Source organism: Pseudarthrobacter oxydans (assembly GCF_034258515.1).
Taxonomy (GTDB): domain Bacteria; phylum Actinomycetota; class Actinomycetes; order Actinomycetales; family Micrococcaceae; genus Arthrobacter.
Genome location: NZ_CP139438.1, coordinates 3710799 through 3734627 on the forward strand (window position 1 = coordinate 3710799; position 23829 = coordinate 3734627).

The 23829-nt window shown below is 66.7% G+C and carries 17 protein-coding genes and 2 pseudogenes; 8 read left to right on the plus strand and 11 right to left on the minus strand.

What is annotated here, in order from left to right:
* Positions 1–117 precede the first annotated feature (117 nt).
* The 3 genes from SMD14_RS16935 to SMD14_RS16945 are packed head-to-tail and all read left to right on the plus strand — an operon-like array spanning position 118 to position 3191.
* On the plus strand, positions 118–1692 hold the full coding sequence (locus SMD14_RS16935; protein WP_321214407.1) for a molybdopterin-dependent oxidoreductase: 1575 nt from the start codon (positions 118–120) through the stop codon (positions 1690–1692).
* A 46-nt stretch (positions 1693–1738) separates the two neighbouring features.
* Complete coding sequence (locus tag SMD14_RS16940; protein ID WP_157241085.1) at positions 1739–2755, plus strand: asparaginase; 1017 nt, start codon at positions 1739–1741, stop codon at positions 2753–2755.
* Positions 2756–2813: 58 nt separating this feature from the next.
* The gene (locus SMD14_RS16945) at positions 2814–3191 is read left to right on the plus strand and encodes a sterol carrier family protein (RefSeq protein ID WP_157241084.1); all 378 of its coding nucleotides are present in this window, start codon (positions 2814–2816) and stop codon (positions 3189–3191) included.
* Between the two features lie 6 nt (positions 3192–3197).
* Here the strand turns inward: SMD14_RS16945 and SMD14_RS16950 are convergent, their stop codons facing one another.
* From SMD14_RS16950 to SMD14_RS16960, 3 genes and pseudogenes are all read right to left on the minus strand, one after another.
* Positions 3198–3959, minus strand: coding sequence for an SDR family oxidoreductase (locus tag SMD14_RS16950; protein WP_321214408.1), 762 nt, complete (start codon positions 3957–3959; stop codon positions 3198–3200).
* 24 nt (positions 3960–3983) lie between these two features.
* The gene (locus tag SMD14_RS16955) at positions 3984–4751 is read right to left on the minus strand and encodes an aspartate/glutamate racemase family protein (RefSeq protein WP_157241080.1); all 768 of its coding nucleotides are present in this window, start codon (positions 4749–4751) and stop codon (positions 3984–3986) included.
* A gap of 10 nt (positions 4752–4761) precedes the next feature.
* Positions 4762–6233 (minus strand): annotated as a pseudogene (locus SMD14_RS16960) (NCS1 family nucleobase:cation symporter-1).
* 297 nt (positions 6234–6530) lie between these two features.
* Here SMD14_RS16960 and aceE point away from each other — a divergent pair.
* On the plus strand, positions 6531–9311 hold the full coding sequence (gene aceE / locus SMD14_RS16965; protein ID WP_321214409.1) for a pyruvate dehydrogenase (acetyl-transferring), homodimeric type: 2781 nt from the start codon (positions 6531–6533) through the stop codon (positions 9309–9311).
* Positions 9312–9335: 24 nt separating this feature from the next.
* Positions 9336–9965 carry a nicotine blue oxidoreductase gene (nboR, locus tag SMD14_RS16970; protein WP_321214410.1) on the plus strand — a complete coding sequence of 210 codons (630 nt, stop codon included), beginning with the start codon at positions 9336–9338 and terminating at the stop codon, positions 9963–9965.
* A gap of 2 nt (positions 9966–9967) precedes the next feature.
* Here nboR and SMD14_RS16975 read toward each other — a convergent pair whose 3' ends face one another.
* From SMD14_RS16975 to SMD14_RS17005, 7 genes are all read right to left on the minus strand, one after another.
* Complete coding sequence (locus tag SMD14_RS16975; protein ID WP_321214411.1) at positions 9968–10633, minus strand: uracil-DNA glycosylase; 666 nt, start codon at positions 10631–10633, stop codon at positions 9968–9970.
* Positions 10634–10669: 36 nt separating this feature from the next.
* Positions 10670–11650, minus strand: a complete 981-nt coding sequence (locus SMD14_RS16980; protein ID WP_157241070.1) for an aldo/keto reductase — start codon at positions 11648–11650, stop codon at positions 10670–10672.
* Positions 11651–11714: 64 nt separating this feature from the next.
* Positions 11715–14546, minus strand: a complete 2832-nt coding sequence (locus SMD14_RS16985) for a molybdopterin cofactor-binding domain-containing protein (RefSeq protein WP_321214412.1) — start codon at positions 14544–14546, stop codon at positions 11715–11717.
* Between the two features lie 3 nt (positions 14547–14549).
* Complete coding sequence (locus tag SMD14_RS16990) at positions 14550–15470, minus strand: FAD binding domain-containing protein (RefSeq protein WP_321214413.1); 921 nt, start codon at positions 15468–15470, stop codon at positions 14550–14552.
* Positions 15461–16714: an XdhC/CoxI family protein gene (locus SMD14_RS16995; RefSeq protein WP_321214414.1), complete on the minus strand. Its 1254-nt coding sequence runs from the start codon at positions 16712–16714 to the stop codon at positions 15461–15463. The genes SMD14_RS16990 and SMD14_RS16995 overlap by 10 nt, the downstream gene beginning before the upstream one ends.
* Before the next feature lie 162 nt (positions 16715–16876).
* The gene (locus tag SMD14_RS17000; protein ID WP_321214415.1) at positions 16877–18397 is read right to left on the minus strand and encodes an NCS2 family permease; all 1521 of its coding nucleotides are present in this window, start codon (positions 18395–18397) and stop codon (positions 16877–16879) included.
* Positions 18398–18406: 9 nt separating this feature from the next.
* Positions 18407–18901, minus strand: coding sequence for a nucleoside deaminase (locus tag SMD14_RS17005; RefSeq protein ID WP_157241061.1), 495 nt, complete (start codon positions 18899–18901; stop codon positions 18407–18409).
* 406 nt (positions 18902–19307) lie between these two features.
* On the opposite strand from SMD14_RS17005, the pseudogene SMD14_RS17010 reads away from it, so the two are divergent.
* Positions 19308–20671 (plus strand): annotated as a pseudogene (locus SMD14_RS17010) (8-oxoguanine deaminase).
* 15 nt (positions 20672–20686) lie between these two features.
* On the opposite strand, the gene SMD14_RS17015 reads toward SMD14_RS17010, so the two are convergent.
* Complete coding sequence (locus SMD14_RS17015; protein ID WP_157241056.1) at positions 20687–20872, minus strand: hypothetical protein; 186 nt, start codon at positions 20870–20872, stop codon at positions 20687–20689.
* Positions 20873–21224: 352 nt separating this feature from the next.
* On the opposite strand from SMD14_RS17015, the gene pucL reads away from it, so the two are divergent.
* Together pucL and SMD14_RS17025 are read left to right on the plus strand one after the other, a co-directional pair.
* Positions 21225–22133 (plus strand): factor-independent urate hydroxylase, encoded by a 909-nt coding sequence (pucL, locus tag SMD14_RS17020; RefSeq protein ID WP_157241054.1) that lies wholly within the window; start codon positions 21225–21227, stop codon positions 22131–22133.
* 181 nt (positions 22134–22314) lie between these two features.
* Positions 22315–23826: a nucleobase:cation symporter-2 family protein gene (locus SMD14_RS17025; RefSeq protein ID WP_321214416.1), complete on the plus strand. Its 1512-nt coding sequence runs from the start codon at positions 22315–22317 to the stop codon at positions 23824–23826.
* The last annotated feature ends 3 nt before the right edge of the window (positions 23827–23829 follow it).

Consider the following 23829-nt stretch of genomic DNA (forward strand, 5'->3'; position numbering starts at 1 on the left):
AGGGTACTTCGTGCACCCTGCCCGTTCCTAAGCTGTGTCGGCGGATCAATTCGGCGGTTCTTTCCGGTAGAGGGCCGCCGCGACAATCCGCGGCCCGCGCCGCTCCGAATCCTCATCATGAAGAAGCTGAGGAACTCGCCCAAAGGACCCACTGCCATGGCCGCGCTGGCAGGCGCGGTGGCAGCCGCCGTCGTCCTCGCCGTGGCCGAACTGCTCGGCGCGTTCTTCACCGCCCGCGCCACACCGCTGATCGCCCTGGGATCGACCTTCATCGACTTCACGCCGCCCTGGCTGAAGGACTTCGCCATCGCTACTTTCGGCACCAATGACAAAGCCGCACTGTTCGCGGGCATGGGCCTGACCATTGCCGTGCTGGCATGCGTCCTGGGCGTGGTGGCCTACCGGCGCTGGGCATTGGGCGTGCTGGGGGTCCTGGCCATGGGAGCGGTCATCGTCGCCAGCGTGGTGACCCGGGCAGGCGTCGCGCCGGCTGATGCCCTTCCCTCGGTAGCGGGCACCTTTGCCGGCCTGGCCGCCCTGCGGCTGCTGATGAACCGCATGCCGCGGCAGGCGGCGTGGCCCGAAGCCCCCGCGAAGGCCGCTGAGCCTGACGGACACCCGGGGACCAGCCGTCGGCGGTTCTTCGCGGCAGCGGGGATCACCGCGGCTGCTGCCGGTTTGGCCGCCACCGGAGGCCGGCTGCTGGGCGCGGCCCGCAGCAACATCCTCCAGGCACGGGACGCCCTGAAGCTGCCCGCCCCGGCCAAGGCGGCGCCGGCCGTTCCCGCCGGCGTCCAGTCACCGGTACCCGGAGTTGCGCCGTGGCTGACGCCCAACGGGGAGTTCTACCGCATTGATACAGCGCTGAGCATCCCCGAAATCGACGTGGACAGCTGGGAGCTCCGGGTCCACGGCCTGGTGGAGGAGGAGGTCCGCCTCACCTTCCAAGACCTGCTCGACGCCGACCTGATCGAGTCCCACGTCACCCTCACCTGCGTGTCCAATCCCGTGGGCGGAAACCTGGCCGGCAACGCGAAATGGCTGGGCCTGCCGCTGCGGGAGGTCCTGAAGCGGGCAAGGCCCAAGGACGGCGCAGACATGGTGCTGTCCACGTCCGTTGACGGCTTCAGCGCCTCCACGCCGCTGGAGGTGCTGCAGGACGACCGGGACGCGATGCTGGCCATCGGCATGAATGGCGAGCCCCTGCCGCTGGAGCACGGCTATCCCGTGCGGATGGTGGTTCCGGGCCTGTACGGCTTTGTCTCCGCCACCAAGTGGGTGGTGGACCTCGAAGTGACCCGGTTCGCCGACAGCAAGGCCTACTGGACCGAGCGAGGCTGGTCCGAACGCGGCCCCATCAAGACCATGGCCCGCGTGGACGTCCCCAAGTCCTTCGCCAAGGTCCCCGCAGGAAGAGTGGCCGTGGGCGGCACCGCCTGGGCCCAGACGCGCGGCATCACCAAAGTGGAGATCCAGGTGGACGACGGCGATTGGGCGGCCGCGGATCTTTCCGCAGAGGCTTCCCTGGTTACCTGGCGCCAGTGGTCCTACCAGTGGGACGCGACCCCCGGCCCGCACTACATCAAGGTCCGTGCCACCGACGGGTCCGGCGAAGTGCAGACGGACCGGCGCGCGGACCCCGTTCCCGACGGCGCGTCCGGCTGGCAGTCCGTGATGGTCACGGTCGAGTAGGGCGGCCTTCCGCCGCATTCCATCAGGCGGCCCCTAGACTGGCACCATGCCGCACAACCCGCATGCCACCTTTACCGTGGACTCCGCAGTGGAACTGGCCGTGATCGAACGGAGCGGTTTTGTGGAGTCGCGGCACATCGGTTCTGCCGTGCTCCTGGCTGCGGACGGGTCCGTGGTTACTGAGCTGGGCGACATCAACACCCCGATTTTCGCCAGGTCCACGCTGAAGCCGTTCCAGGCCCTGGCATCCATGCAGTCCGGCGTCCCGCTGCGGGGCGCGCAGGTGGCGGTGGCCTGTGGCAGCCATACCGGTTCCCTGGACCACATGGATGTCGTGGAAGGAATGCTCAAGGCAGCCGGGGTCCGCGAGGACCAGCTCCAATGCCCGGAGGCCTGGCCCCAGGACGAGACGGCCCGCAACTGGCTGGTGCGGTCAGAGCGGGGAAAATCCAGGCTTGCCTGCAACTGTTCCGGCAAGCACGCGGCCTTCCTCTGGGCATGCACCGAAAACGGCTGGGATACCCACAGCTACCTTGAGCCCAACCACCCGCTGCAGCAGCGGGTGCGCACCGTCATCGAGGAATACACGGGCGAGAAGATCGCCCACCTGGGCATCGATGGCTGCGGCGCTCCGGTGGCGGCAGTTTCCCTCAAGGGACTGGCCAGGGGGTACTCGCTGCTGGCGAAAGCCCCGGGCGACCAGAGCTTCAGCGCCCGGGCTGCCACCATTGCAACGTCCATGCTGGACTACCCCTGGGCGGTCCAGGGACGGGGCGAGGCCAACACACTGGTCATGGACGAGCTGGAGATCATCGCGAAGATCGGTGCGGAAGGCGTCCTGGCCATGGCCACCCCACAGGGTGTTTCCGTAGCCGTGAAGATCCTGGACGGGAACGTCCGTGCCACCTCACTGGTGGCCTTGACCCTCCTGGCCGCGGCCGGTGCAGTGGAGATTCCCGGGGTTGCCAGCGTGTTGGAAAAAGTGGTTGACCCTGTGCTGGGCGGCGGAAAACCTGTTGGCAAAATTCGGCTGGGTCCCGCAGTGTCGGCGCTGCTGGACTAGGCTCCTGCCGCTCGAAGTTCTCCTTATCGCCAACCCCAACGTGAAGGAAGCCGGATCCATGGCTGTTGCCCGCCGTCGTATCGACCCGGAGGAAGGCGCCGCCGCCCTCGCCGCCTGGCAGGAAGCCGCCGGCCCGTCGTCGGACGTTCCTGTCCCGCGAAGCATCCTGGCCACTGCGGTGCGCTACACGCTTGAGGAGGTCACAGCGCGGGCACCGGGCAATTCCGTGGAGGTGCGGGTGCCCCCGTTCGGCGTCACCCAGTGCGTGGAAGGTCCGCGGCATACGCGCGGCACCCCGCCCAACGTCATAGAGTGCGACGCCGCCACCTGGCTTGCGATGGTTACAGGCCGGTTGGGCTGGGCGGATGCGGTGGCCGCGCACAAGGTTGCTGCCTCCGGACTCCGGGCCGACCTCTCGGCACTGCTCCCGCTGTAGCCGGGCTCAGCCGCGGCCGATGAACGGCATCCCGGCGGCGGTGACCACCACGGACCCCACATTGGCTGTGGGCGGCATGTTGGCCATCATCAGGACGGCACGGGCGGCGTCCTCCACGGGGAAGGTGGGTTCAACCCGCCGGCTGCCGTCAGCCTGGAGCGCCCCGGCACCCACGCCGATGGTGTCCATGATCTCCGTGGCCGTGTTGCCGATGTCGATCTGCCCGCACGTGATCCCGAAGCCCCGCCCGTCCAGCTCGATGCTCTTGGTCAACCCTGTCATGGCATGCTTGGTGACGGCGTAGGCTACCGTTTTGGGCCGCGGCGAGTGCGCGGAGATGGAGCCGTTGTTGATGATCCGCCCGCCTTGCGGATCCTGCGCCTTCATGGCCCTCACAGCGGCTGCGGCGCACAGCATGGAGCCTGTGAGGTTCACTGCCAGGGTGGCGTTCCAGTCCTCCAGCGAGATTTCGTCCACGCTGGCCGCCGGGCCGAACACCCCGGCATTGTTGAACAGAAAGTCCACCCGGCCCCACTTTTGGCGGGTGGCCTCGAAAAGATTCTCGACGTCGTGGGGCCGGGTGACGTCACAGGTGACCGGCAGGGCGTTCGGATGGCCGTCCGCCGTCTCGGCAAGCTGTTGTTCCCGCCGCCCGGCGAGGGCGACGGCGTAGCCGTCGGCCAGGAGAAGGCGCGCCACTGCACGGCCAATTCCGGAACCCGCTCCGGTGACGACTGCTACGCGCCCCGGTTGCTGGAACTGGTTCAAAGTCTTCTCCTGTACTGCCGGTCGCTACGCGTCGGTGGACGCTGCAGCCTCGAGAGGTGCCGCGACTCCCGCGCTGTTCAGCGGCCAGCCTATGACGGTCTTGGGCCGGGGCGCAGCGTAGGTCCGCACCTTGGAAGTGGACAGCCGCATGCGGACCAGCGATTCAGCGATGGCCACGGCCGACGCGACACCGTCCACCACGGGCACTCCCGCCCGCTGCCGGATCTGCTCGTCCAGGCCGGCCATGCCGCCGCAGCCGAGGACAATCACTTCGGCCTTGTCCTGCGTGACGGCCTGCATGGCCTGGCTGATGATGGCTTCCACGGCCCGTTCCGGTTCCTCCTCAAGTTCCAGGACCGCCATGCCGCTGGCCCGCACCGAGGCGCACCTGGCATCCAGCCCCGCCAGCTTGAGCCGGTCTTCAATGAGCGGAACGGTACGGTCCAGGGTGGTGACCACGGAGTACTTGTGGCCCAGGAACATCGCCGTGCTGGCTGCGGCTTCGGTGATGTCCACCACCGGGACGTCCAGCAGCTCCTGCAGCCCCTCCCGTCCGTGCTCGCCGTAGCCTGCCTGGACGACGGCGTCGAACGGTTCCGGGTAGGAAGTCACGGCGTCCATCACAGCGATGGCTGCCAGGTAGCTCTCGAAGTTGCCTTCGCAGGAGTCCGCCCCGAACCGCGGCGTGATGCCAACGATCTCCGTGCCCGGTGCCGCGATGCTGCGGGCCTGGGCCGCAATGGAATCCGTCATGGACTGGGTGGTGTTGACGTTCGCAACGAGTATGCGCATCAGGGGATCCTTAGTGTTTGCTGGCGACGGCGATGGCCTCGCCGTCGCGGTCTTCGAGCCGCTGCGAGCGGTCCGCGATGAAGAAGTACACAACGGCTGCGATGCCGGCGGCGAAGAACCAGGCGAACGGTGCTGCCGCCGCCAGCGCCGGGATGAAGGCGATGAGGAGCGCCAGGACGGCGGCCGGCACCATGGCGATGATGGCCCTGGGGTTGACGCCGTTCTTGTAGTAGTAGGCGCCGGCAGCAGATGCGGTGTACAGCTCGGGAACGTTGACCTTGCCGCGGCGGATCAGCCAGTAAGGATGACCAGGCCGATGACGGCGCTGACGATGGCAGCCTTGCGGAAGTCCAGGTGTTTGGGGAACAGGTTGGTGAGGGCATAGACCGGAGCCACGAAGTTGGCCATGAGGTTCACCGCGATGGTCAGGATCAGCAGGGCCAGGCATGCCAGGACCAGGAAGAGCGTGTTGGGGATGGTCTGGACGATGTCCGAGGGGCTCTCGATGATGGTGCCGTTGATTTTGAACTGCCCTCCCGCCATCACGACGACGATGGCGCCGAAGACGAGCATGTTGATGGGAATGCCCCAGAAGTTTCCGCTGACCACGGCCTTCTTGGAGACGGCGGACCGGGTGAAGTCGCAGAAGTTCAGGACGAATGTGCCGTAGATGGAGACCCAGAGGGCGCCGCCGGCGAAGATTGTCAGCCACATTTGCGGCCCTTCGAGGGCGTTGTCCGAGGACCAGGCAATGGCGCCGCCCGCTTCCATGAAGATCCAGACGGCGATGGCGGCCATGGTGACCAGGATGATCGGGCCTGCGAAGGCCTCATACTTGCGGATCATTTCCATGCCGAAGCTCACGATGACCAGCTGGACAACCCAAAGGATGATGAACGCGATCCATCCCAGGGTGGACAGCCCCAGGATGGAGTCCTTGTCCAGCTCGCCGAGGGGCGGGAACACGGCCACGAGCATCACCCGGAAGACCACCGAGGCCAGGTAGGTCTGGATGCCGAACCAGGCCACGGCGACGGCGCCGCGGAGCAGGCTGGCGATTTGGGCGCCGCGGATGCCGAAGCTGATCCTGCTCATCACCGGGAATGGGACGCCGGTTTTGACGCCCATGAATCCGGAGAGGTTCAGGAGGCCGAAGAGCAGGGCGGCTCCGATGCCGAGTGCCAGCAGTATCTGCCAGCCGCCAAGGCCCAGGGCGAAGAGTCCGATGGCAAAGGCGTAGTTTCCGAGGCTGTGGACATCATTGGCCCACAGGGTGAAGATGCTGTAGCCGGACCAGCTGCGGCCGGCACGCTTGGTGGGGGCAAGGTCCGCGTTGTAAAGGGTGGGGCTGATGGCCTGCCCTGATGCTGCGCTGGCTGATTCGCACAGGGCTTCGACACGTTCGGCGGAGTGGGCTGAGGAATCTGACGGCGTTGTCAGGTCAGGAGCCATATCAACGCCCGTCGGGGGAGGGGTCTGCATGGGGGATCTCCGGTTCTGGAAAGGTTTCGCTGCGGTGAGCCCTGGCTGGACAGGCCGGTTCTGTTATTCCGCATTGCGAAATCTTGATATTGAATGGTGAAAAAAGGTTATGACGTGGATCACCCGCCGTCAAGGTGCCCAGCGAACGGCGCCAGTCACAAACGCGATCTTCCCGCCGGACGGCCTTCTTCCCTGAGCGAAGGGGCGGGAGCGTTTGACCGGCCGTGACCGGCTCACTAATCTCGTATAGCAATAATGTTTTCCCACATTATGAAATTAATTGCCCAGCATTCAAAGATGAAAGAGGCTGCCGTGGCTGCAGGGGAAGATACCTCCCATATCCTCAGCGGGTTGACTAACCAGCTGCCTGATCGTGATCCCGAAGAGACTGCCGAGTGGGTTGAGTCCCTGGATGCATTGATCAGGGAACAGGGCACCGAGCGTGCCCAATTCATCATGCGGAGCCTGCTGCAGCGTGCCGGCGCGCAGAGCGTCGGGGTGCCGATGGTGACCACCACCGATTACGTGAACACCATCCCGGTGGACCAGGAAGCGGAATTCCCGGGCAACGAGGAATTCGAGCGCCGTTACCGGGCGTACATGCGCTGGAACGCTGCGGTGATGGTCCACCGGGCCCAGCGGGCGAACATCGGCGTGGGCGGACACATCTCCACTTACGCCGGGGCCGCGACCCTGTACGAGGTCGGGTTCAACCACTTCTTCCGGGGCAAGGACCACCCCGGCGGCGGGGACCAGGTCTTCTTCCAGGGCCACGCCTCCCCCGGCATGTACGCCCGCGCGTTCATGGAAGGCCGGCTCTCCGAGGAGGACCTGGACGGGTTCCGGCAGGAAAAGTCCCGCGAGGGCCACGCCCTGTCCTCCTACCCGCATCCGCGCCTGATGCCGCACTTCTGGGAATTCCCCACCGTGTCCATGGGCATCGGGCCGATGAACGCGATCTACCAGGCCCAGTCCAACCGGTACCTGCACAACCGCGGCCTGAAGGACACCAGTGACCAGCAGGTCTGGGCGTTCCTCGGCGACGGCGAAATGGACGAGCCCGAGTCCCGCGGCCTGCTCCAGCTCGCCGCGAACGAGAACCTGGACAACCTCAACTTCGTGATCAACTGCAACCTCCAGCGCCTGGACGGGCCCGTGCGGGGCAACGGCAAGATCATGCAGGAACTCGAAGCGTTCTTCCGCGGTGCGGGCTGGAACGTCATCAAGGTCGTCTGGGGCCGGGAATGGGACGACCTCCTCACCAAGGACACCGACGGGTCGCTGGTGAAGATCATGAACGAAACCCCGGACGGGGACTACCAGACCTACAAGGCCGAATCCGGCGGGTTCGTCCGCGAACACTTCTTCGGCAAGACCCCGCAGACCAAGGACATGGTCGCGGACCTCACCGACGACCAGATCTGGAACCTCAAGCGCGGCGGCCACGACTACCGCAAGGTCTACGCCGCCTACAAGGCAGCCACCGAATTCAAGGGCAAGCCCACCGTCATCCTGGCCAAGACCGTCAAGGGCTACGGCCTCGGACCGCACTTCGAGGGCCGCAACGCGACCCACCAGATGAAGAAACTCACCCTGGATGACCTGAAGAAATTCCGCGACCACCTGCGGATCCCTATTACCGATGCGCAACTGGAAGCGGATCCCTATTCCCCGCCGTACTTCCACCCCGGGCATGATGCACCGGAGATCGTGTACCTCCATGAACGGCGGAAGGCGCTGGGCGGCGCCGTCCCTGAACGCCGGTCCTCCCATGATGCCGTTGCGCTGCCGGATCCCAAGACGTTTGATGTTGCCAAACGCGGCTCGGGCAAACAGCAGGCCGCCACCACCATGGCCTTTGTCAGGCTCCTGAAAGACCTGATCCGGGACAGGAACTTCGGGCACAGGATTGTGCCCATCGTCCCGGACGAATCGAGGACGTTCGGCATGGACGCGTTCTTCCCCACGGCCAAGATCTACAACCCGGGCGGCCAGAACTACCTCTCCGTAGACCGCGACCTGGTCCTGGCCTACAAGGAATCCGCCCAAGGCCAGCTGATCCACCCCGGCATCAACGAAGCCGGCGCCGTCGCAGCTTTCACCGCCGCCGGCACCGCCTACGCCACCCACGGCGTGCCCCTGGTCCCGGTCTACGTGTTCTACTCCATGTTCGGCTTCCAGCGCACCGGCGACGCCTTCTGGGCCGCAGCGGACCAAATGACCCGCGGCTTCATCATCGGCGCCACCGCAGGACGGACCACCCTCACCGGCGAAGGACTCCAGCACGCCGACGGCCACTCCCCCCTGCTCGCCTCCACCAACCCCGCCGTCGTCACCTACGACCCCGCCTACGGCTACGAAATGGGCCACATCATCCGCGACGGCATCGAACGCATGTACGGGCGGGCCGCAAGCGGCGAAGGAACCGGAGCTGCATCCGATCCAAACCTGATGTACTACCTCACCGTCTACAATGAGCCGATTACTCAGCCCGCCGAGCCTGAGAACCTCGACGTCAACGGTGTATTGAAAGGCATCTACCGGGTATCGGCGTCGGACCTTGCAGGACCGAAGGCCCAGATCCTCGCCTCCGGCGTCTCCGTCCCCTGGGCCCTCGAAGCCCAGCGGATCCTCGCCGAAGACTGGTCAGTCTCCGCCGACGTCTGGTCCGTCACGTCCTGGAACGAACTGCGCCGCGACGGCCTCGCCGCCGAAGAGGAAGCCTTCCTCAACCCCGGCGAACCCGCCCGCGTCCCCTTCGTCACCCGGCAGCTCGAAGGAGCCACCGGCCCCGTCGTCGCCGTGTCCGACTACATGAAAGCCGTCCCCGACCAGATCCGGCAATTCGTGCCCAACGAATTCGCCACCCTCGGCGCCGACGGCTTCGGCTTCTCCGACACCCGCGCCGCCGCCCGCCGCTTCTTCAAGAACGACACCCACTCCATCGTGGTGAAGACACTGCAAATGCTCGCGGCGAGGGGCGAGGTCGAGGAGGCGGCGCCGTCGTACGCCATGGACCGCTACAAACTCCTGGACGTCAGCGCCGGGACCACCGGAGGGGCCGGCGGCGACGCCTGAGACAACAAGGGTTAGGGTGTGGCTATGCGGAACACGGAGGCGGCGGACACCACCGGCGTTGTGCTCGCGGCCGGCGGCGGCGCCAGGCTGGGACGCGGTCCCAAGGCGCTGCTCCCCTACCGTGGCCGGCCCCTGGTGGAAGCGGTCGCTGAAGCGCTGCTCGACGGAGGCTGCCGCGAGGTTGTGGTGGTGCTCGGCGCGGGTGCCCACGACGTCCTGGCCGCCGCCAGGCTGGACGGCTGCCGCACGGTGGTGAACCATGAATGGCAGTCAGGGATGGGGAGTTCCCTCCTGCTGGGCAACGCCGCCGCCGATCCCCGGGACCACCTGATGATTGCCCTCGTGGACCAGCCCGGCCTGTCTTCCCTGGCGGTGGCGCGGCTGCTTGCGTCCCACAGTCCGGGCCGGGTCACCGCAGCCGCGTACGACGACGGCGCTGCCGCAGCGCAGGGTGGGGACGGCGGGCTCCGCCGCGGCCACCCCCTGGTGATCGATGCCTCCCTGCGCCAGGCCGTGGCTGCAACCGTGACGGGCGATGCCGGGGCGCGCGCCTTCCTGCGTAACCACCCGGAACTGGTGGACGAGGTGGATTGCAGTGATCTCTCCAGCGGCCTGGATGTTGATACGCCGGAGCAGCTCTACCTGCTGGACTAGCCCTACGTGCTGGGCTGGGTGGTGATGCTTCCGGCCAGGAGCAACTCCTCCAGACCGCGCTTGAAGCCCGAGCGTCCGCCGTGGGCCGGATGCCGGACCTTGGGCGCATCCATTCCGCTGGCCAGCAGGCTTCGGTGCGCGACGTTTCCCACGGCCACCACGGTTTGGATGGCGAACAGTTCCGCCAGCTCCTGCCAAAACAGAGTTCCCAGCCGGGCTTCGGCAGCCGTTGGCGTCCGGTTGGACTGCGGCTTCCCCGGAACATGGGTATGCCAAGGGCACGCGCTCCACAGCAGGGGAAGGAACTGCAGCTCCGCCAGGACGCCCCACATCACCGTTGCGGTGGGCTCGGCCGCAACAACCGCCGCCTCCGGCGGCAATGCGTAGCCCTTGCCCGGCCCGAACAGGCCGAAGGAGTTGGCCGGCCCCTGGAACATGGTGCGGTTGGTGAAGGGGACACCGGTGATCCGCATTCCCCTGAAGCCCGGGGCTTCGCCCAACAGGAGCACCTTCGGCGAGCGGTCCCCCATCTCCTCCAGGTAAAGCTCCAGGTTGCGCCGGCGCACGGCGTTCTCCGGGACACTGTGGTCAAAGAAGTTGTTGCGTCCCGGAACCGTGGGCACGGCTGCGAGCCGTTCCACGAAGCCGCCGGCGGCAGGCGCTTTCATCTGCAGTGTTCCCGGAACCCCCAGGAGTCCTGCACGCTACCAGCGCGGGTGGATGGCTTCGCGGAAGTAGTGGTCGTAAATCCAGCGGACCCCGGCGTCGAACTCTTCGCTGACGGCCACGGAAGCCGCGGCAGCGTTCGCCGCTGCCTGGTCCACGTTCCGCGCCCCGGGGATCACGGTGGTGACGCCGTCCTGCGCGGCAATCCAGGCGATGGCTGCCTGGGCCGTGGTGGCACCGGCAGGCACAAGCTGCTCGAACTCGGCCACGGCCTTCAGCCCCAGCTCATAGTCCACGCCGGAGAAGGTCTCGCCGACGTCGAAGGAGCCACCGTTGCGGTTGTAGTTCCTGTGGTCGTTCTCCGCGAAGGTGGTTTCCTTGGTGTATTTGCCCGAGAGCAGCCCCGAAGCCAGCGGCACCCGGGCAATGATCCCGACGTTGGCAGCTTTCGCTGCGGGCAGGACTTCGTCGAGGGGCTTGAGCCGGAAGGCGTTCAGGATGATCTGGACGGAGGCGGTGCCCGGGTGCCGGATCGCTTCCAGCGCCTCATCCGTGCGCTCCACGCTGACGCCGTAGTTGCGGATGGCGCCCTCGGAGACCAGGGTGTCCAGCGCGTCGTACACCTCGGCGTTGCTGTACACGGGCGTGGGCGGGCAGTGCAGCTGAACCAGGTCCAGGGTGTCCGTCCCCAGGTTCTTACGGGACCGGTCCACCCACTGGCGGAAGTTGGCCAGGGTGTAGTTCTCCGGCTGCTGGTCCACGCGGCGGCCCATCTTTGTGGCCACCGTGATATCCAGGCCGGGATTGTCAGCCAGGAACTTTCCGATGGCCTGCTCGCTCTTGCCGTCACCGTAGACGTCGGCGGTGTCGAAGAAGTTCACCCCTGCTTCCGCGGAGGCTGCCAGGACGGCCTGCGCCTGTGCCGGGTCAACGTTGCCCCAGTCAGCGCCAAGCTGCCAGGTTCCCAGCCCGACGATGGAGACGTTCCGTCCGGTCTTGCCTAAAATCCGCTGTTCCATCCCTCGACTATAGGCCGAGGCTGCGCAGCCACCGGAATTTTACGGCACCCGCCACGCCGGATCCTCAGATGGCCGAGCGCTGCAGGTTGGGCACCAGCCCCGCTTCCTTCAGGCCCAGGTAGATCTTGTCGCGTGCAATGGGCAATGAGGTAAAGCGCACCCCGGTGGCGTTGCGGATTGCGTTGGCCAGCGCCGGTGCAACCGGGTTGAACGGGCTCTCGCTCATGGATTTTGCCCCCAGCGGCCCCAGTTTGTCGTTCGTGTCGGCAAAGTACACCTCACTGCGGGGAACGTCGGCAAAGGTGGGGATGTGGTACTGCCGGAGGATGTCCGTGGTGACCCGGCCGGCGTCGTCAACCACCACCTCCTCATACAGCGCGGCACCCAAGGCCTGGGCAATCCCGCCTTCGATCTGGCCGCGGCACTGGCGCGGATTAACCACCACGCCGGCGTCCGCGGCCTGCACGCTCTGCAGGATTTTCAGCTCTCCCGTGCCGCGGTTCACCGCAACGCGGAAGCCGTGCACGTTGAACGCCACGGAACGCGGCGTCCCGCCCCAGCGTCCCTCCGCCGCGAGTTCGACGCCGGCGTCAGCGGCCGCCTGTGCCAGTTCGGCCAGCGGCACGGACGTTCCGTCAATGACCACCGAGCTACCGGCGAGGACGCAGGCCGAGGCCTGGGTCTGGCGGATGCCGGCTGCGAAGGCGCGGATCCGGACGGCGAGTTCCTCCGCGGCGGCGAGCGTTGCCTTGCCGGCCACCACGGTTCCGGCCGAGCCGAAGGCCCCGGTATCGTGCTCAACGAGGTCGGTATCGGACTGCCGCACCACCACCCTGGCGGCCTCCGTGGACAGCGCCGTGGCGGCCAGCTGGGCGTGGACGGTGGTGGTGCCATTGCCGAACTCGGCGGTTCCGACGTCGGCCTGGTACGTCCCGTCTGGCAGGAGCCGGAGGCGGGAGTGGGCAAAGTGGCCGCGCGGGGGCACGGTGTCGATCATGGAGAGCGCCGTGCCCTCGCCGGTGAGCCAGTCCGGGCCCAGTTCGTCGAGGCCGGCGGCGCGATAGCGTTCCCGGCCCCGGGCCAGGGCTTCGCGGACCAGGCTCAGGCACTGGTCCAGGCCGTAGCTGCCGTAATGGACGTCCTCCTCGGGCTCCGGCTGGGTGGACAGCATCCGGTCGCCTTCGCGCACCATGTTCCGGCGGCGGAACTCGAACGGGTCCATGCCGATGCCGGCTGCGAGCTCGTCCATGGCCGACTCGATGGCGAAGATCATCTGGCTCAGCCCGTAGCCGCGGAACGCCCCGGCCGGGACCGTGTTGGTGTACACCGCATGGGCGTCCACTTTTTTGTTGGCGCAGTTGTAGACGCTCAGGGATTCGCCGCAGCCGTGGAACATCACGCCGGGTCCGTGGTTGCCGTAGGCGCCGGTGTTGGTCAGGACGTCCAGTTCCAGGGCGGTGAGCCGTCCGTCATTGCTGGTGCCGGCCTTGAGCTTGATGGTGAACGGATGACGGGTGGTGGTGGCCGTGAACTGCTCGGTCCTGGTCAGTTCCAGCTGGACCGGCCTGCCCAGTTTCAGGGCTGCGAGGGCCACGATGTCCTCGGTGAGGACTTCCTGTTTTCCGCCGAACCCGCCGCCTACGCGGCCGGCCACCACGTGCACCTGCTCCTCCGGGAGCCCGAAGACCCGGCACAGCGTCCGCCGGACCAGGAACGGGACCTGGCTGGACGTGCGGACCTGCAGCCTCCCGTCGCCGTCCACTGATGCGATGGCCGCATGGGTTTCCAGGGCCACGTGCTGGACCCGCTGGGTGCGGTAGGTCTGTTCATGGATGAAGTCCGCGGCGGCGAAGCCCTCGGCCACGCTCCCCAGTTCGGAGTGCAGCTCGGCCACCACATTGCGGTCGGGCCGGGAAATGCGCGCCACAGTTCCATCCTTGTCCCCGTGCACCAGGGGCGCACCCGGCTGCAGTGCATCCCGGGGTGAGAAGACTGCAGGGAGTTCCTGGTACTCCACCTCCAGTGCGCGGACCCCGGCCTCTGCGGCGGCCACCGTTTCGGCCACCACCGCGGCAACCCGCTGGCCCCTGAAGCGCAGCACGTCATCCAGCACGCGGGTATCGTCCGGGTCATCGGTGAACAGTTCGTGCTGGGCAGTGGAGAACAGCTGTTCCGGTGCGTCCTTGTGGGTGAAGACGGCCACCACGCCCGGTACCTTCAACGCCTGTCCAGTGTTGATGGAGCGCACCCGGGCATGCGCGTGCGGCGAGCGCAGGAGCTTGAGGTGGAGCAGTCCCTGCAACTGGTCGGTGGGAACGTCCAGTGTGTAGCGGGCGGTGCCGGTCACCACGGCGCGGCTGGCGGGTGCCGGAACGTCGTCACCCAGCTGTCCCGGCTCGGGATCCGGCTGCCCCTCCCCCGCAATTCCGGAGCCCTGTCCCTTGGGATCGGGGTGGCCGGCGTGTCCGTAGACAGCGTCGGAAATGGCCCGGTATCCGGTGCAGCGGCAGAGGTTGCCCTTGAGGTTGCGGGGCAGGTTGTCCTTCTGTTCGTCGTTGAACGCAGCGGCCGTCATCACCATGCCGGCCGTGCAGAACCCGCACTGGAAACCCTGGCGCTCCATGAACTGCTGCTGGACGGGGTGGAGGTCTGCCCCGTCGCCGGCGGTGGACGCCAGTCCCTCGATGGTGGTGACGGCGTGACCTTCGGCCCTCACGGCCGGGTAGATGCAGCTGTGCACCGGGGTGCCGTCCACGTGCACGGTGCAGGCACCGCAGTCTCCGCCGTCGCAGCCCTTCTTCACACCGAGGCTGCCCTGCTCCCGCAGGAAGGTGCGCAGGCATTGCCCCGGGCGGGGTGCGGCGTCCGCCTCTTTTCCGTTGATTTCGATGGCCACGTTTCAGGCCCCTTCCTGCTGTGCGTCAAGCCTGCGGTGGTTCGGCGGCCAGAAGTCGCCCGATGCCCGGAGTCCGGGGGCCCCTTCGGGGGCAGCGAGTTCTGCGCGGATCTCTTCCGCCAGGCGGTAGGTCATGTCCCGGCGCCAGGCTGGCAGGCCGTGGATGTCGTTGTGGTAGAGGTCGTCAGGGATGGCCTCCCGGATGGCCGCGGCCAGGTCCCCGGTCTCCGGGACCTCGTCGAAGCGCAGCTGCACAGGCCGCTTGGTGGCCGCGGTGACGGTGAGCACCAGGCGGTGTCCGCCGTCGAGCCTTCCAACCAGCAGCACCCCCGACCTGCCCAGGTTAGTGAGGGACAGGCGGCGGAATGCCACCCTGGATTCAAGGGCCGACGCCGGGAGGAAGACGCTGCGGAGAAGCTCGCCGGGTGCCAGGCAGTTCCGGGCGTCGCCGGTGACGAAGTCCGCCACCGGCACGCTGCGGCTGGTCCCGCCGGGCGCAAGGACTGTGGCTGTTCCGTCCAAACCGGCGCAGAGCGAAATAACCGGACCGGCGGGCAGGGACGTGCACAGGTTGCCGCCCACGGTGGACATGTTCCAGACCTTGAAGGACGCCACGAAGGAGTCGCAGCAGGGCCGGACCAGGTCCAGGGCGGGCCAAGTCCGGCCGATCGCTGCGGGTGCGGCCGGAAGTTCATACAGTTCGGCGATGGTGCAGGTGGCAGCTAGCTCGATGCCTCCGTCAGTGACGGTCACCGGGGCCCAGCCGGAGCTTCCCAGGTCCAGGAGGCGCGTCAGCGGCCGGGGGCCGAACGCCAGGCTGCCGTAGGAGAACAGCACGGTGCCGCCGGCCAGCCACGCGTCGCCGTCGCGCCATTCTGCGGGGTCGGTGGTGGCGACCACGGCCTCGATGGTGTTCATGTCCATGCGATCTCCTGCTGCAAAAGGTTTGTAGGGGCCGGCGCCTTGGCTGGTGCGGGTGCTGACGGCGCGGCGGTCCGGTGGATAGGGCCGGAGGTCTCCCTCAACGGCTGATGTGATGCCGCCGGGTTGCGGGCGGCGATGATTTCGGCGAGGACGGAGACCGCCACTTCGGCGGGGGTCACTGCTCCGATGTCCAGGCCGAGCGGTGAGTGGAGCTGGGCGATCCGCTCCGGGCGCACTCCCCGGTCCAGGAGGGAATCGACCCGTTGGACGTGGCTGCGCCGTGAGCCGAGTGCTCCGATGAACGCGACATCCAGTGCCAGCGCGGCTTCCAGCAGCGGAATGTCGAACTTGGGGTCGTGGGTCAGGACGCAGACCACGGTCCGGGAATCCACCCGCCCCGCAGCCGCTTCTGCTGCCAGGTACTGGTGCGGCCAGGCTGTGACCACCTGGTCCGCCGCCGCGAACCGTGACTGGGAGGCAAAGGCCGGGCGGGCATCCACCAGGGTGACCAGGTAGCCGAGCGGTTTGGCGGCCGGCAGCAGCGCTGCGCTGAAGTCATTGGCACCGAAGACCAGCAGGCGCGGCGGTGCGAGCCTGGTTTCCACCAGGACGGCGGCGTTACTGGTGCACAGCCCTGCTGAGCCCAAATCCAGCACAGCGGTGGTGCCGGCACGGAGCATCGACTCGAGCTGCGCGGCGCTGGCCCGCCAGATTGGTTCGCTGCCGCCGGTACAGTCGCGGCTTTCCAGCAGCGTGGCCAGTCCGCGCTGTCCGGCTGCCTCGATGGCGCCGGGGTCCGGAAGAACGACGGCGCCGCTGCCGCCGGCATCAGGGCGGACGTCCAGCCTGCGGACAAGGGCCACGGGTTCGTCCGGCCCGTACCCCGCCAACTGCCGGACGGCTTCCCCCAGCGCGCACCCGCGGTTCCTGTTGGCCGGCTCGATGTACACATCCAGCTCTCCGCCGCAGGTGAGCCCGGCGGCGAAGGCATCGGCGGCGCTGAAGCCGAAGGTCTCAAGCCGGGCGACGCCGTCGTCCAGGACGTCCAGCGCCGCCGCCACGACGGCGCCTTCGACGCAGCCTCCGGAGAGGCTGCCCAGGACCGCGCCGTCCGCGGACACCAGCATGGAGGTGCCCACGGGCCGGGGGACGGAACCGCTGGCGCGCACGATGGTGGCCACTGCGAAGGGCTGTCCGGCCAGGGCCGGCGCCCAGGTGCCCAGTGACGGGATCAGGTCAAGCATGGCGGCACTCCTTCTTCCGCGCTGCGGTGGTGTCCATATTGTCGTTGCTGCGGGCTGGTTCGGAAAGCATGTGGTCCTGGAAGCGTGTGGGTCGGAAAATGCGCTGCCGTTCCGGACATCCGCTCCCCGGGTCGCGGGGGCGGATGTCCGGAACCGGTGCGCTCAGGCGCCGAGCAGCAGGTTGATGGGTCCGCGGGCGAAGTACACGAGGAACCCTGCGCTGACCACCCACATGAGCGGATGGACCTTCCAGGCCTTGCCGGACGCGGCCCCGATAACGGCCCAGCTGATGAAGCCCACGCCGATGCCATTGGCGATCGAGTAGCTCAGCGGCATGGTGACAATGGTGAGGAAGGCAGGCAGGGCCACGCTGAACTTGCTGAACTTGATCTCGCGGATCTGCGCCATCATCATTGCGCCCACCACCACCAGTGCGGCGGCGGCCACTTCGAGCGGAACCACGCTGGTGAGCGGGGTCAGGAACATCGAGCCCAGGAACAGGACGCCGGTCACCACGGACGCCAGGCCTGTGCGGGCGCCTTCACCGATGCCGGCGGCGGAGTCGATGTACACCGTGTTGGACGAGCCCGAGGTTGCCCCGCCGGCCACGGCGCCGAAGCCTTCCACGATGAAGGCGGATTTCAGCCGCGGGAACGTTCCGTCCTTGTGCGCGACGCCGGCGCTCTTGGCCAGGCCGGTCATGGTGCCCATGGCGTCGAAAAAGTTGGTGAACACCAGGGTGAACACCAGCATGGTGGCGGCCAGGGCTCCGATCCGGCCGAAGGCGCCGAACAGGTCAAAGTGTCCCACCAGGCCAAGATCCGGTGCCGAGACCAGCTGGCCGGAGAGGACCGGGGTGTTCAAGTGCCACCCGCCGGGGTTGGTTTCGGTGGCCGGGCCGATCTTCATGACTGCCTCGACGACGGCGGCCAGGAAAGTGGTGCCCACGATGCCGATCAGCAGCCCGCCCTGGACCTTGCGTGCCACCAGGATGCCCATGGCCAGCAGGCCGATGATGAACACCAGGGTGGGAACCGACGTGATGGAGCCGCCGTTGCCCAGCTGGACGGGGGGTCCGCCGGCCGACGCCTTGACAAAGCCGGAGTCCACAAACCCGATGAAGGCGATGAACAGGCCGATGCCCACCGTGATGGCGGCTTTCAGTTCCTTGGGCACGGCCCGGAAGATGGCGGTGCGGGCACCGGTGATTCCGAACAGGACGATCAGGATGCCGTTGATCACCACCAGGCCCATGGCCTCGGCCCACGTGACTTCCTGGATGACGGAAACGGCCAGGAACGAATTGATGCCCAGCCCGGCGGCAAGGCCGAAGGGCAGGTTGGCGACCAGCCCGAAGAGGATGGTCATGACGCCGGCGGTGAGCCCGGTGACGGCGCCCACCTGCGCTGCGGACAGCCAGCCCCCGGCGACGTCGGTAGGTGCATTGTCCGCGCTGAATCCTCCCAGGATCAGCGGGTTGAGGATGACGATGTACGCCATGGTGAAGAAGGTGACCAGGCCGCCGCGGAATTCCCGCGCAAGCGTGGAGCCGCGCCGGGTGATCTGGAAGAACCGGTCAAGGAAGGAGCCCGGCGCCGGGGGCTTGGGAGTGCTGTTCGCCGGACGTGGGATGCGGGTGCTTGGAGCCGAATGCTCCTCGTGGGAATTGTCCAGGATGGTCATCCCGGCCGCCTAGTAGTCGATCCTGGTTTCGAGTGCGTTCCAGGTGTTGAACGGTTCCAGCGGGGCCGGGGCCTCCGGATCGTCCAGCACCAGCTTCGAGACCGGCATCAGGGAGTTCCGGTCCTTGTTGTCGAAGTACTCGTAGAAAACGGCGTCGTCGAAGCCGACGGACGCGGCGTCATGCCGGTCGGCGGCGAAGATGACCCGGTCCACCCGGGCCCAGAGCGCGGAGGCCAGGCACATGGGGCATGGCTCGCAGCTGGTGTAAAGGGCGGCGCCGCTAAGGTCGAAGGTGCCCAGTTCGCGGCAGGCCGTGCGGATCGCGGTGACCTCGGCGTGGGCGGTGGGATCGTTGTCCGCGGTGACCCGGTTGACGCCGTCGAACGTGCGGCCGTCCGCCGTGACGATCATGGCTCCGAAGGGGCCCCCGCTGTTCAGGACGTTGGCCGTAGCCAACCTGATGGATCTGGCCAGGAACTGTTCGGCCGTGACGGTAGTACTCATGATGCGACTTCCTTTTGCCGGGAAGCCTGATGCCGCTTGCAGGACCAGTAGAACCAGGTGCGACGGTTACCAGGCTTCAGCATGTGCTGTGAAGGTTAAGTTGCGCCTGGTAGATAGCTTCCCGGGGACCGGGTGCCCGCCTTTGGCAGAATCGAGATTAGCACCGGATTGTGGTCCGCGCCATAGTTTTCTGGAAATTTAATTTCGCAATGTGAAATCCATGTTTCGGAGGTTTCACGTTCTCCGGTCACAATCCGCCGGCGTTGACGCACCGCCCGGCCGCCTCTAGCCTAGGTCCCAGCCGAGCCCCGGCCGGGCACCGCCCGCCTTCGCGGGCGCGGCCGCCTGGATCAGCAGACAGGGCCCCACTGAGCTGGCATATCGACCGCGCTCAGGAAGGTCAGCCATGACGCCAGCCACCGCACCCGCCCGCCTCTGGATCCGGAACCCGCAAGCGGCGTTTACCGCCAACCAGCTCGACGCCTCAGGCGGAGTGGTGGTAGGCGGCGCGAAGATCGAGGAGGTTCTCACGGCGGGGCAAGAGCCCGCCGAACCGTGCTCCGCAATCTTCGACGCGCGGAACCACGTACTGCTTCCAGGCCTGGTCAACACGCACCACCACTTCTACCAGAACCTCACGCGCGCCTGGGGCCCTGCGGCGAACGCCCCCCTCTTTCCCTGGCTGCAGAACCTGTACCCGGCATGGGCCAGGCTCACCCCGCGGGACCTTGAGCTCGCCACCACGGCGGCGTTGGCGGAGCTGCTGCTTTCCGGCTGCACCACGGCGGCCGACCACCACTACCTCTTCACCGCGGGCCTTGAGGATGCCATCGATATCCAGGTGGACGCGGTACGCCGGCTGGGAATGCGCGCAACCCTCACGCGCGGGTCCATGACCTTGGGATCGGACGACGGCGGCCTGCCGCCGCAGGCGACAGTGCAGGCGGCTGAGGTGGTCCTGGCCGACAGCGAGCGCCTGGTTGGCTCGTACCACGAGCGCGGCGAGGACGCGGTGATCCAGATTGCCTGGCGCCCTGCTCGCCGTTTTCGGTCACGAAAGAGCTCATGGCCGAAAGCTCCGCGCTCGCCGAACGGCTGGATGTCCGGCTGCACACCCACCTGGCGGAGACCCTGGACGAGGAGGACTTCTGCCGGGAAACGTTCGGACTCCGGACCGTTGACTACCTGGAAAGCGTCGGCTGGCTGACGGACCGCACCTGGCTGGGGCACGGCATCCACTTCAGCGACGGGGAGATCGCCAGGCTGGGTGCCGCGGGCACCGCCGTCGCACACTGCCCCACGTCGAACATGCGCCTGGCATCGGGGACCGCGAGGGTCCTGGAACTGGAGGATGCGGGAGTTCCCGTGGGGCTGGGAGTGGACGGCTCGGCGTCGAACGATGCCTCCAACATGATCCTGGAAGCGCGGCAGGCGCTTTATTTGCAGCGGCTGCGGTACGGGGCGCATGTCCCGGTGGAGCGCGCGCTCGGCTGGGCCACGCGCGGTTCGGCAGCCGTCCTGGGCCGGACCGGATTAGGCCAGCTGGCTCCGGGAATGCAGGCGGACCTGGCACTTTTCCGGCTGGACAGCCTGCGCTTCTCCGGCAGCCACGATCCAGTGGCCGCCTTGCTGCTGTGCGGTGCAGACCGGGCGGACCGGGTCATGGTGGGCGGACAGTGGCGCGTGGTGGACGGGCAGATCCCGGACCTCGATATTGCCGGCCTTATTGCGGAGCACTCCGCTGCTGCCCGCCGGCTGGTGAACGGGTAGCCCGGCCCGGGCCCGCTAAGCGCGCCGTCCGAACCCCGGGAGCGCATGGATCCAGCGTGAGATAGGCCCGGGAACGTGCTCCCGGTCAGGCGGGAGGTAGAAGTCCGGGTCGGTGCCGCCGCCGAGGGGGAGGTAGAACTCCTGGACTGAGGGTGCCGCCGTGGGTGCCGGTGAGACCGGCGTGCTGTCCTGCTGGTACATCTGATCCTCCTTCGAGGGCTTGGATTAGTTCCACAAAATGGAAAACAACTTTTGCTATGTGGAATAGCTTAGGATGCCGTCGGCAGCTTCGTCAATGGTCCGGAGGTGACCCGGTCACAAAATGAATTTTCGGCTTGTGATGTACACCACCGGCTTCCACGGGTACGCTGGATGTTAATTCGTGGCGCATGTCACGTAACCTGGGAGCAGCAGGCAGGGTTGTTAATGAGCTGGCATCAATGGATGCCGGCTCTTTTTTGTTGGGTCGGCACCACCGGAAACGCGCTTGAAATGCGCGCTTAATTTCAGTGACGGAACCTAGGTTCCACTTACCGGAAGTTGGGAACAGACCATGAGCAGCAAGATCATCCTCGGCGACAACCAGTACGGAAAGGCCGAGGTCCGGGTCGTCAAGATCACCCGCGATACCGACCGCCACGAAATCGAAGACCTCAACGTCACCTCGCAGCTGCGGGGGGATTTCACGGCCGCCCACCTCGAAGGCGACAACGCCCGCGTGGTGCCCACTGACACCCAGAAGAACACCGTGTACGCCTTCGCCCGTGAAGGCATCGGCTCCCCCGAAGCGTTCCTGCTTCGCCTCGGTGAGCACTTCACCTCCAGTTTCGACTGGGTGGCCGGAGGCCGCTGGGAGGCCGAGTCCTACAGCTGGAACCGGATCCAGGCCCACGGCACCGAACACGACCATTCCTTCGTGCGCAATGGCCAGGAAGTCCGCACTGCCGTCGTGGTGCGCGATGGCGCCACCACGCACCTGATTTCCGGGCTCAAGGACCTGACCGTCCTCAAGTCGACCGAATCCGGCTTCGTGGGCTACCCGAAGGACAAGTACACCACCCTGCAGGAGACCACCGACCGCATCCTGGCGACCGATGTCTCTGCCCGCTGGCGCTTCAAGACCGGCACCGATTTCAGCACGCTGGACTTCAACAAGAGCTACGACGACGTCAAGGGCCTCCTGCTCGAAGGCTTCACGGAAAAGTACTCCCACGCCCTGCAGCAGACACTCTTCGACATGGGCACCAAAGTGCTGGAAGCACACAGCGAGATCGACGAGATCAAGTTCTCCATGCCGAACAAGCACCACTTCCTGGTGGACCTCTCGCCGTTCGGCCTGGACAACCCCAACGAGGTCTTCTTCGCGGCCGACCGTCCCTACGGCCTGATCGAGGCCACGGTCCAGCGCGAGGACGCCACCCCTGCGGACATCGCCTGGTCGGGCATCGCCGGGTTCTGCTGAACCGCAGCGCCGTCAACCCATCCGGGCCCGGGGTTTCTTTCCATTGGTCATCCCATGGCGCTGCGAAGTGCCCGTGACCTGGGCGGCAGCTCCGGGCCCACGCCCCTGGCCTTTCAGCCACACCGTTAGCCAGACAACGTTAGCCAGACGAAGACGTCTGCCATGAACCAGAAAGTCTGCCATGAACATCAAGAACCCCCTCAAAGCCGACGCCAAACAGCGCCTGAAACGCGCCACCTCCACCAGGCCCGAGGATGAACGGCTCTCAATCGGGAGCAGCTTCGCCTACGGTTTCCAGCATGTCCTGACCATGTATGGCGGCATCATTGCCGTTCCCCTGATTGTCGGCCAGGCCGCAGGCCTATCTCCTGCCGATATCGGCATCCTGATCGCAGCGGCCCTATTCATGGGCGGCCTGGCCACCCTCCTGCAGACCATCGGCATCCCTTTCTTCGGATCCCAGCTTCCCCTGGTGCAGGGCGTTTCCTTTGCGAGCGTGGCCACCATGGTCGCGATCGTCAGCGGTGGAGGCGGGCTGCCCGCCGTCTTCGGCGCGGTCATGGTCTCGGCGGCCATCGGCCTCTTGATCGCCCCGATCTTTTCCAAGATCGTCAGGTTCTTCCCCCCGGTGGTGACCGGCACCGTCATCACCACCATCGGCCTGACCCTGATGCCCGTCGCTGCAAACTGGGCCATGGGCGGCAACCGAAAGGCCGAAAACTACGGCAGCATGGCGAACATCGGCCTCGCCGCCGCCACTTTGGCCCTGGTGCTGCTCCTGAGCAAGGTCGGCAGCGCCACTATTTCACGCCTGTCGATCCTTCTGGCGATGGTCGTGGGCACGGCCATCGCCGCGGCCACCGGGATGGCGGACTTCTCCAAGGTGGGCCAGGGGCCGATTGTCGCCTTTCCGACTCCCTTCCACCTCGGCGCCCCCACGTTCGAGATTGCGGCGATCATCTCCATGCTCATTGTTGTGCTGGTGATCCTGACCGAAACCATGGCTGACATCCTTGCCGTTGGCGAAATCGTGGGAACCCGGACCGACTCCAAGCGCATCGCCGCAGGACTGCGGGCCGACATGGGCTCCAGCCTCATCGCACCGGTGTTTGGTTCCTTTACGCAGAGCGCCTTCGCCCAAAACGTGGGCCTCGTGGCAGTCACAAAGATCAAGAGCCGTTATGTCGTGGCAGCCGGAGGCGTGATCCTGGTCCTGCTCGGCCTGCTCCCGGTCATGGGCCGCGTCGTGGCCGCCGTCCCCACCGCCGTCCTGGGCGGCGCGGGAATCGTACTCTTCGGCACGGTCGCCGCCAGCGGCATCAGGACCCTTGCGAAGGTCGAATACAAGAACAACATGAACCTGATCATCGTGGCCGCGTCCATCGGGTTCGGCATGATTCCGATCGCCGCGCCGACGTTCTATGACAAGTTCCCTTCCTGGTTCGGGACCATCTTCCACTCCGGCATCAGCTCGGCAGCGGTCATGGCGATCCTGCTGAACCTCCTCTTCAACCACCTCAAAGCCGGCAACTCGGAGAACCAGTCGGTGTTCGTGGCGGGGACGGGCCGCGTGGTGCGGGAGGAAGACCTCAGGTGCCTGGCGGAAGGCGACCGTTTCGAGGGCGGCAAGCTCATCGACTGTGAAGGCAAGGAAGTGAAGGTCGAGTCGTCCGAGAAAGCGTCGGAGCACTAGGAG

What these genes read in the sequence shown, in the direction of transcription:
- SMD14_RS16935 (WP_321214407.1), top strand. Translation starts at nt 118, where the DNA reads ATGAAGAAGCTGAGGAACTCGCCCAAAGGACCCACTGCCATGGCCGCG.
- SMD14_RS16940 (WP_157241085.1), top strand. Translation starts at nt 1,739, where the DNA reads ATGCCGCACAACCCGCATGCCACCTTTACCGTGGACTCCGCAGTGGAA.
- SMD14_RS16945 (WP_157241084.1), top strand. Translation starts at nt 2,814, where the DNA reads ATGGCTGTTGCCCGCCGTCGTATCGACCCGGAGGAAGGCGCCGCCGCC.
- SMD14_RS16955 (WP_157241080.1), bottom strand. Translation starts at nt 4,751, where the DNA reads ATGCGCATACTCGTTGCGAACGTCAACACCACCCAGTCCATGACGGAT.
- aceE (WP_321214409.1), top strand. Translation starts at nt 6,531, where the DNA reads ATGAAAGAGGCTGCCGTGGCTGCAGGGGAAGATACCTCCCATATCCTC.
- nboR (WP_321214410.1), top strand. Translation starts at nt 9,336, where the DNA reads ATGCGGAACACGGAGGCGGCGGACACCACCGGCGTTGTGCTCGCGGCC.
- SMD14_RS16975 (WP_321214411.1), bottom strand. Translation starts at nt 10,633, where the DNA reads ATGAAAGCGCCTGCCGCCGGCGGCTTCGTGGAACGGCTCGCAGCCGTG.
- SMD14_RS16980 (WP_157241070.1), bottom strand. Translation starts at nt 11,650, where the DNA reads ATGGAACAGCGGATTTTAGGCAAGACCGGACGGAACGTCTCCATCGTC.
- SMD14_RS16990 (WP_321214413.1), bottom strand. Translation starts at nt 15,470, where the DNA reads ATGGACATGAACACCATCGAGGCCGTGGTCGCCACCACCGACCCCGCA.
- SMD14_RS16995 (WP_321214414.1), bottom strand. Translation starts at nt 16,714, where the DNA reads ATGCTTGACCTGATCCCGTCACTGGGCACCTGGGCGCCGGCCCTGGCC.
- SMD14_RS17000 (WP_321214415.1), bottom strand. Translation starts at nt 18,397, where the DNA reads ATGACCATCCTGGACAATTCCCACGAGGAGCATTCGGCTCCAAGCACC.
- SMD14_RS17005 (WP_157241061.1), bottom strand. Translation starts at nt 18,901, where the DNA reads ATGAGTACTACCGTCACGGCCGAACAGTTCCTGGCCAGATCCATCAGG.
- SMD14_RS17015 (WP_157241056.1), bottom strand. Translation starts at nt 20,872, where the DNA reads ATGTACCAGCAGGACAGCACGCCGGTCTCACCGGCACCCACGGCGGCA.
- pucL (WP_157241054.1), top strand. Translation starts at nt 21,225, where the DNA reads ATGAGCAGCAAGATCATCCTCGGCGACAACCAGTACGGAAAGGCCGAG.
- SMD14_RS17025 (WP_321214416.1), top strand. Translation starts at nt 22,315, where the DNA reads ATGAACATCAAGAACCCCCTCAAAGCCGACGCCAAACAGCGCCTGAAA.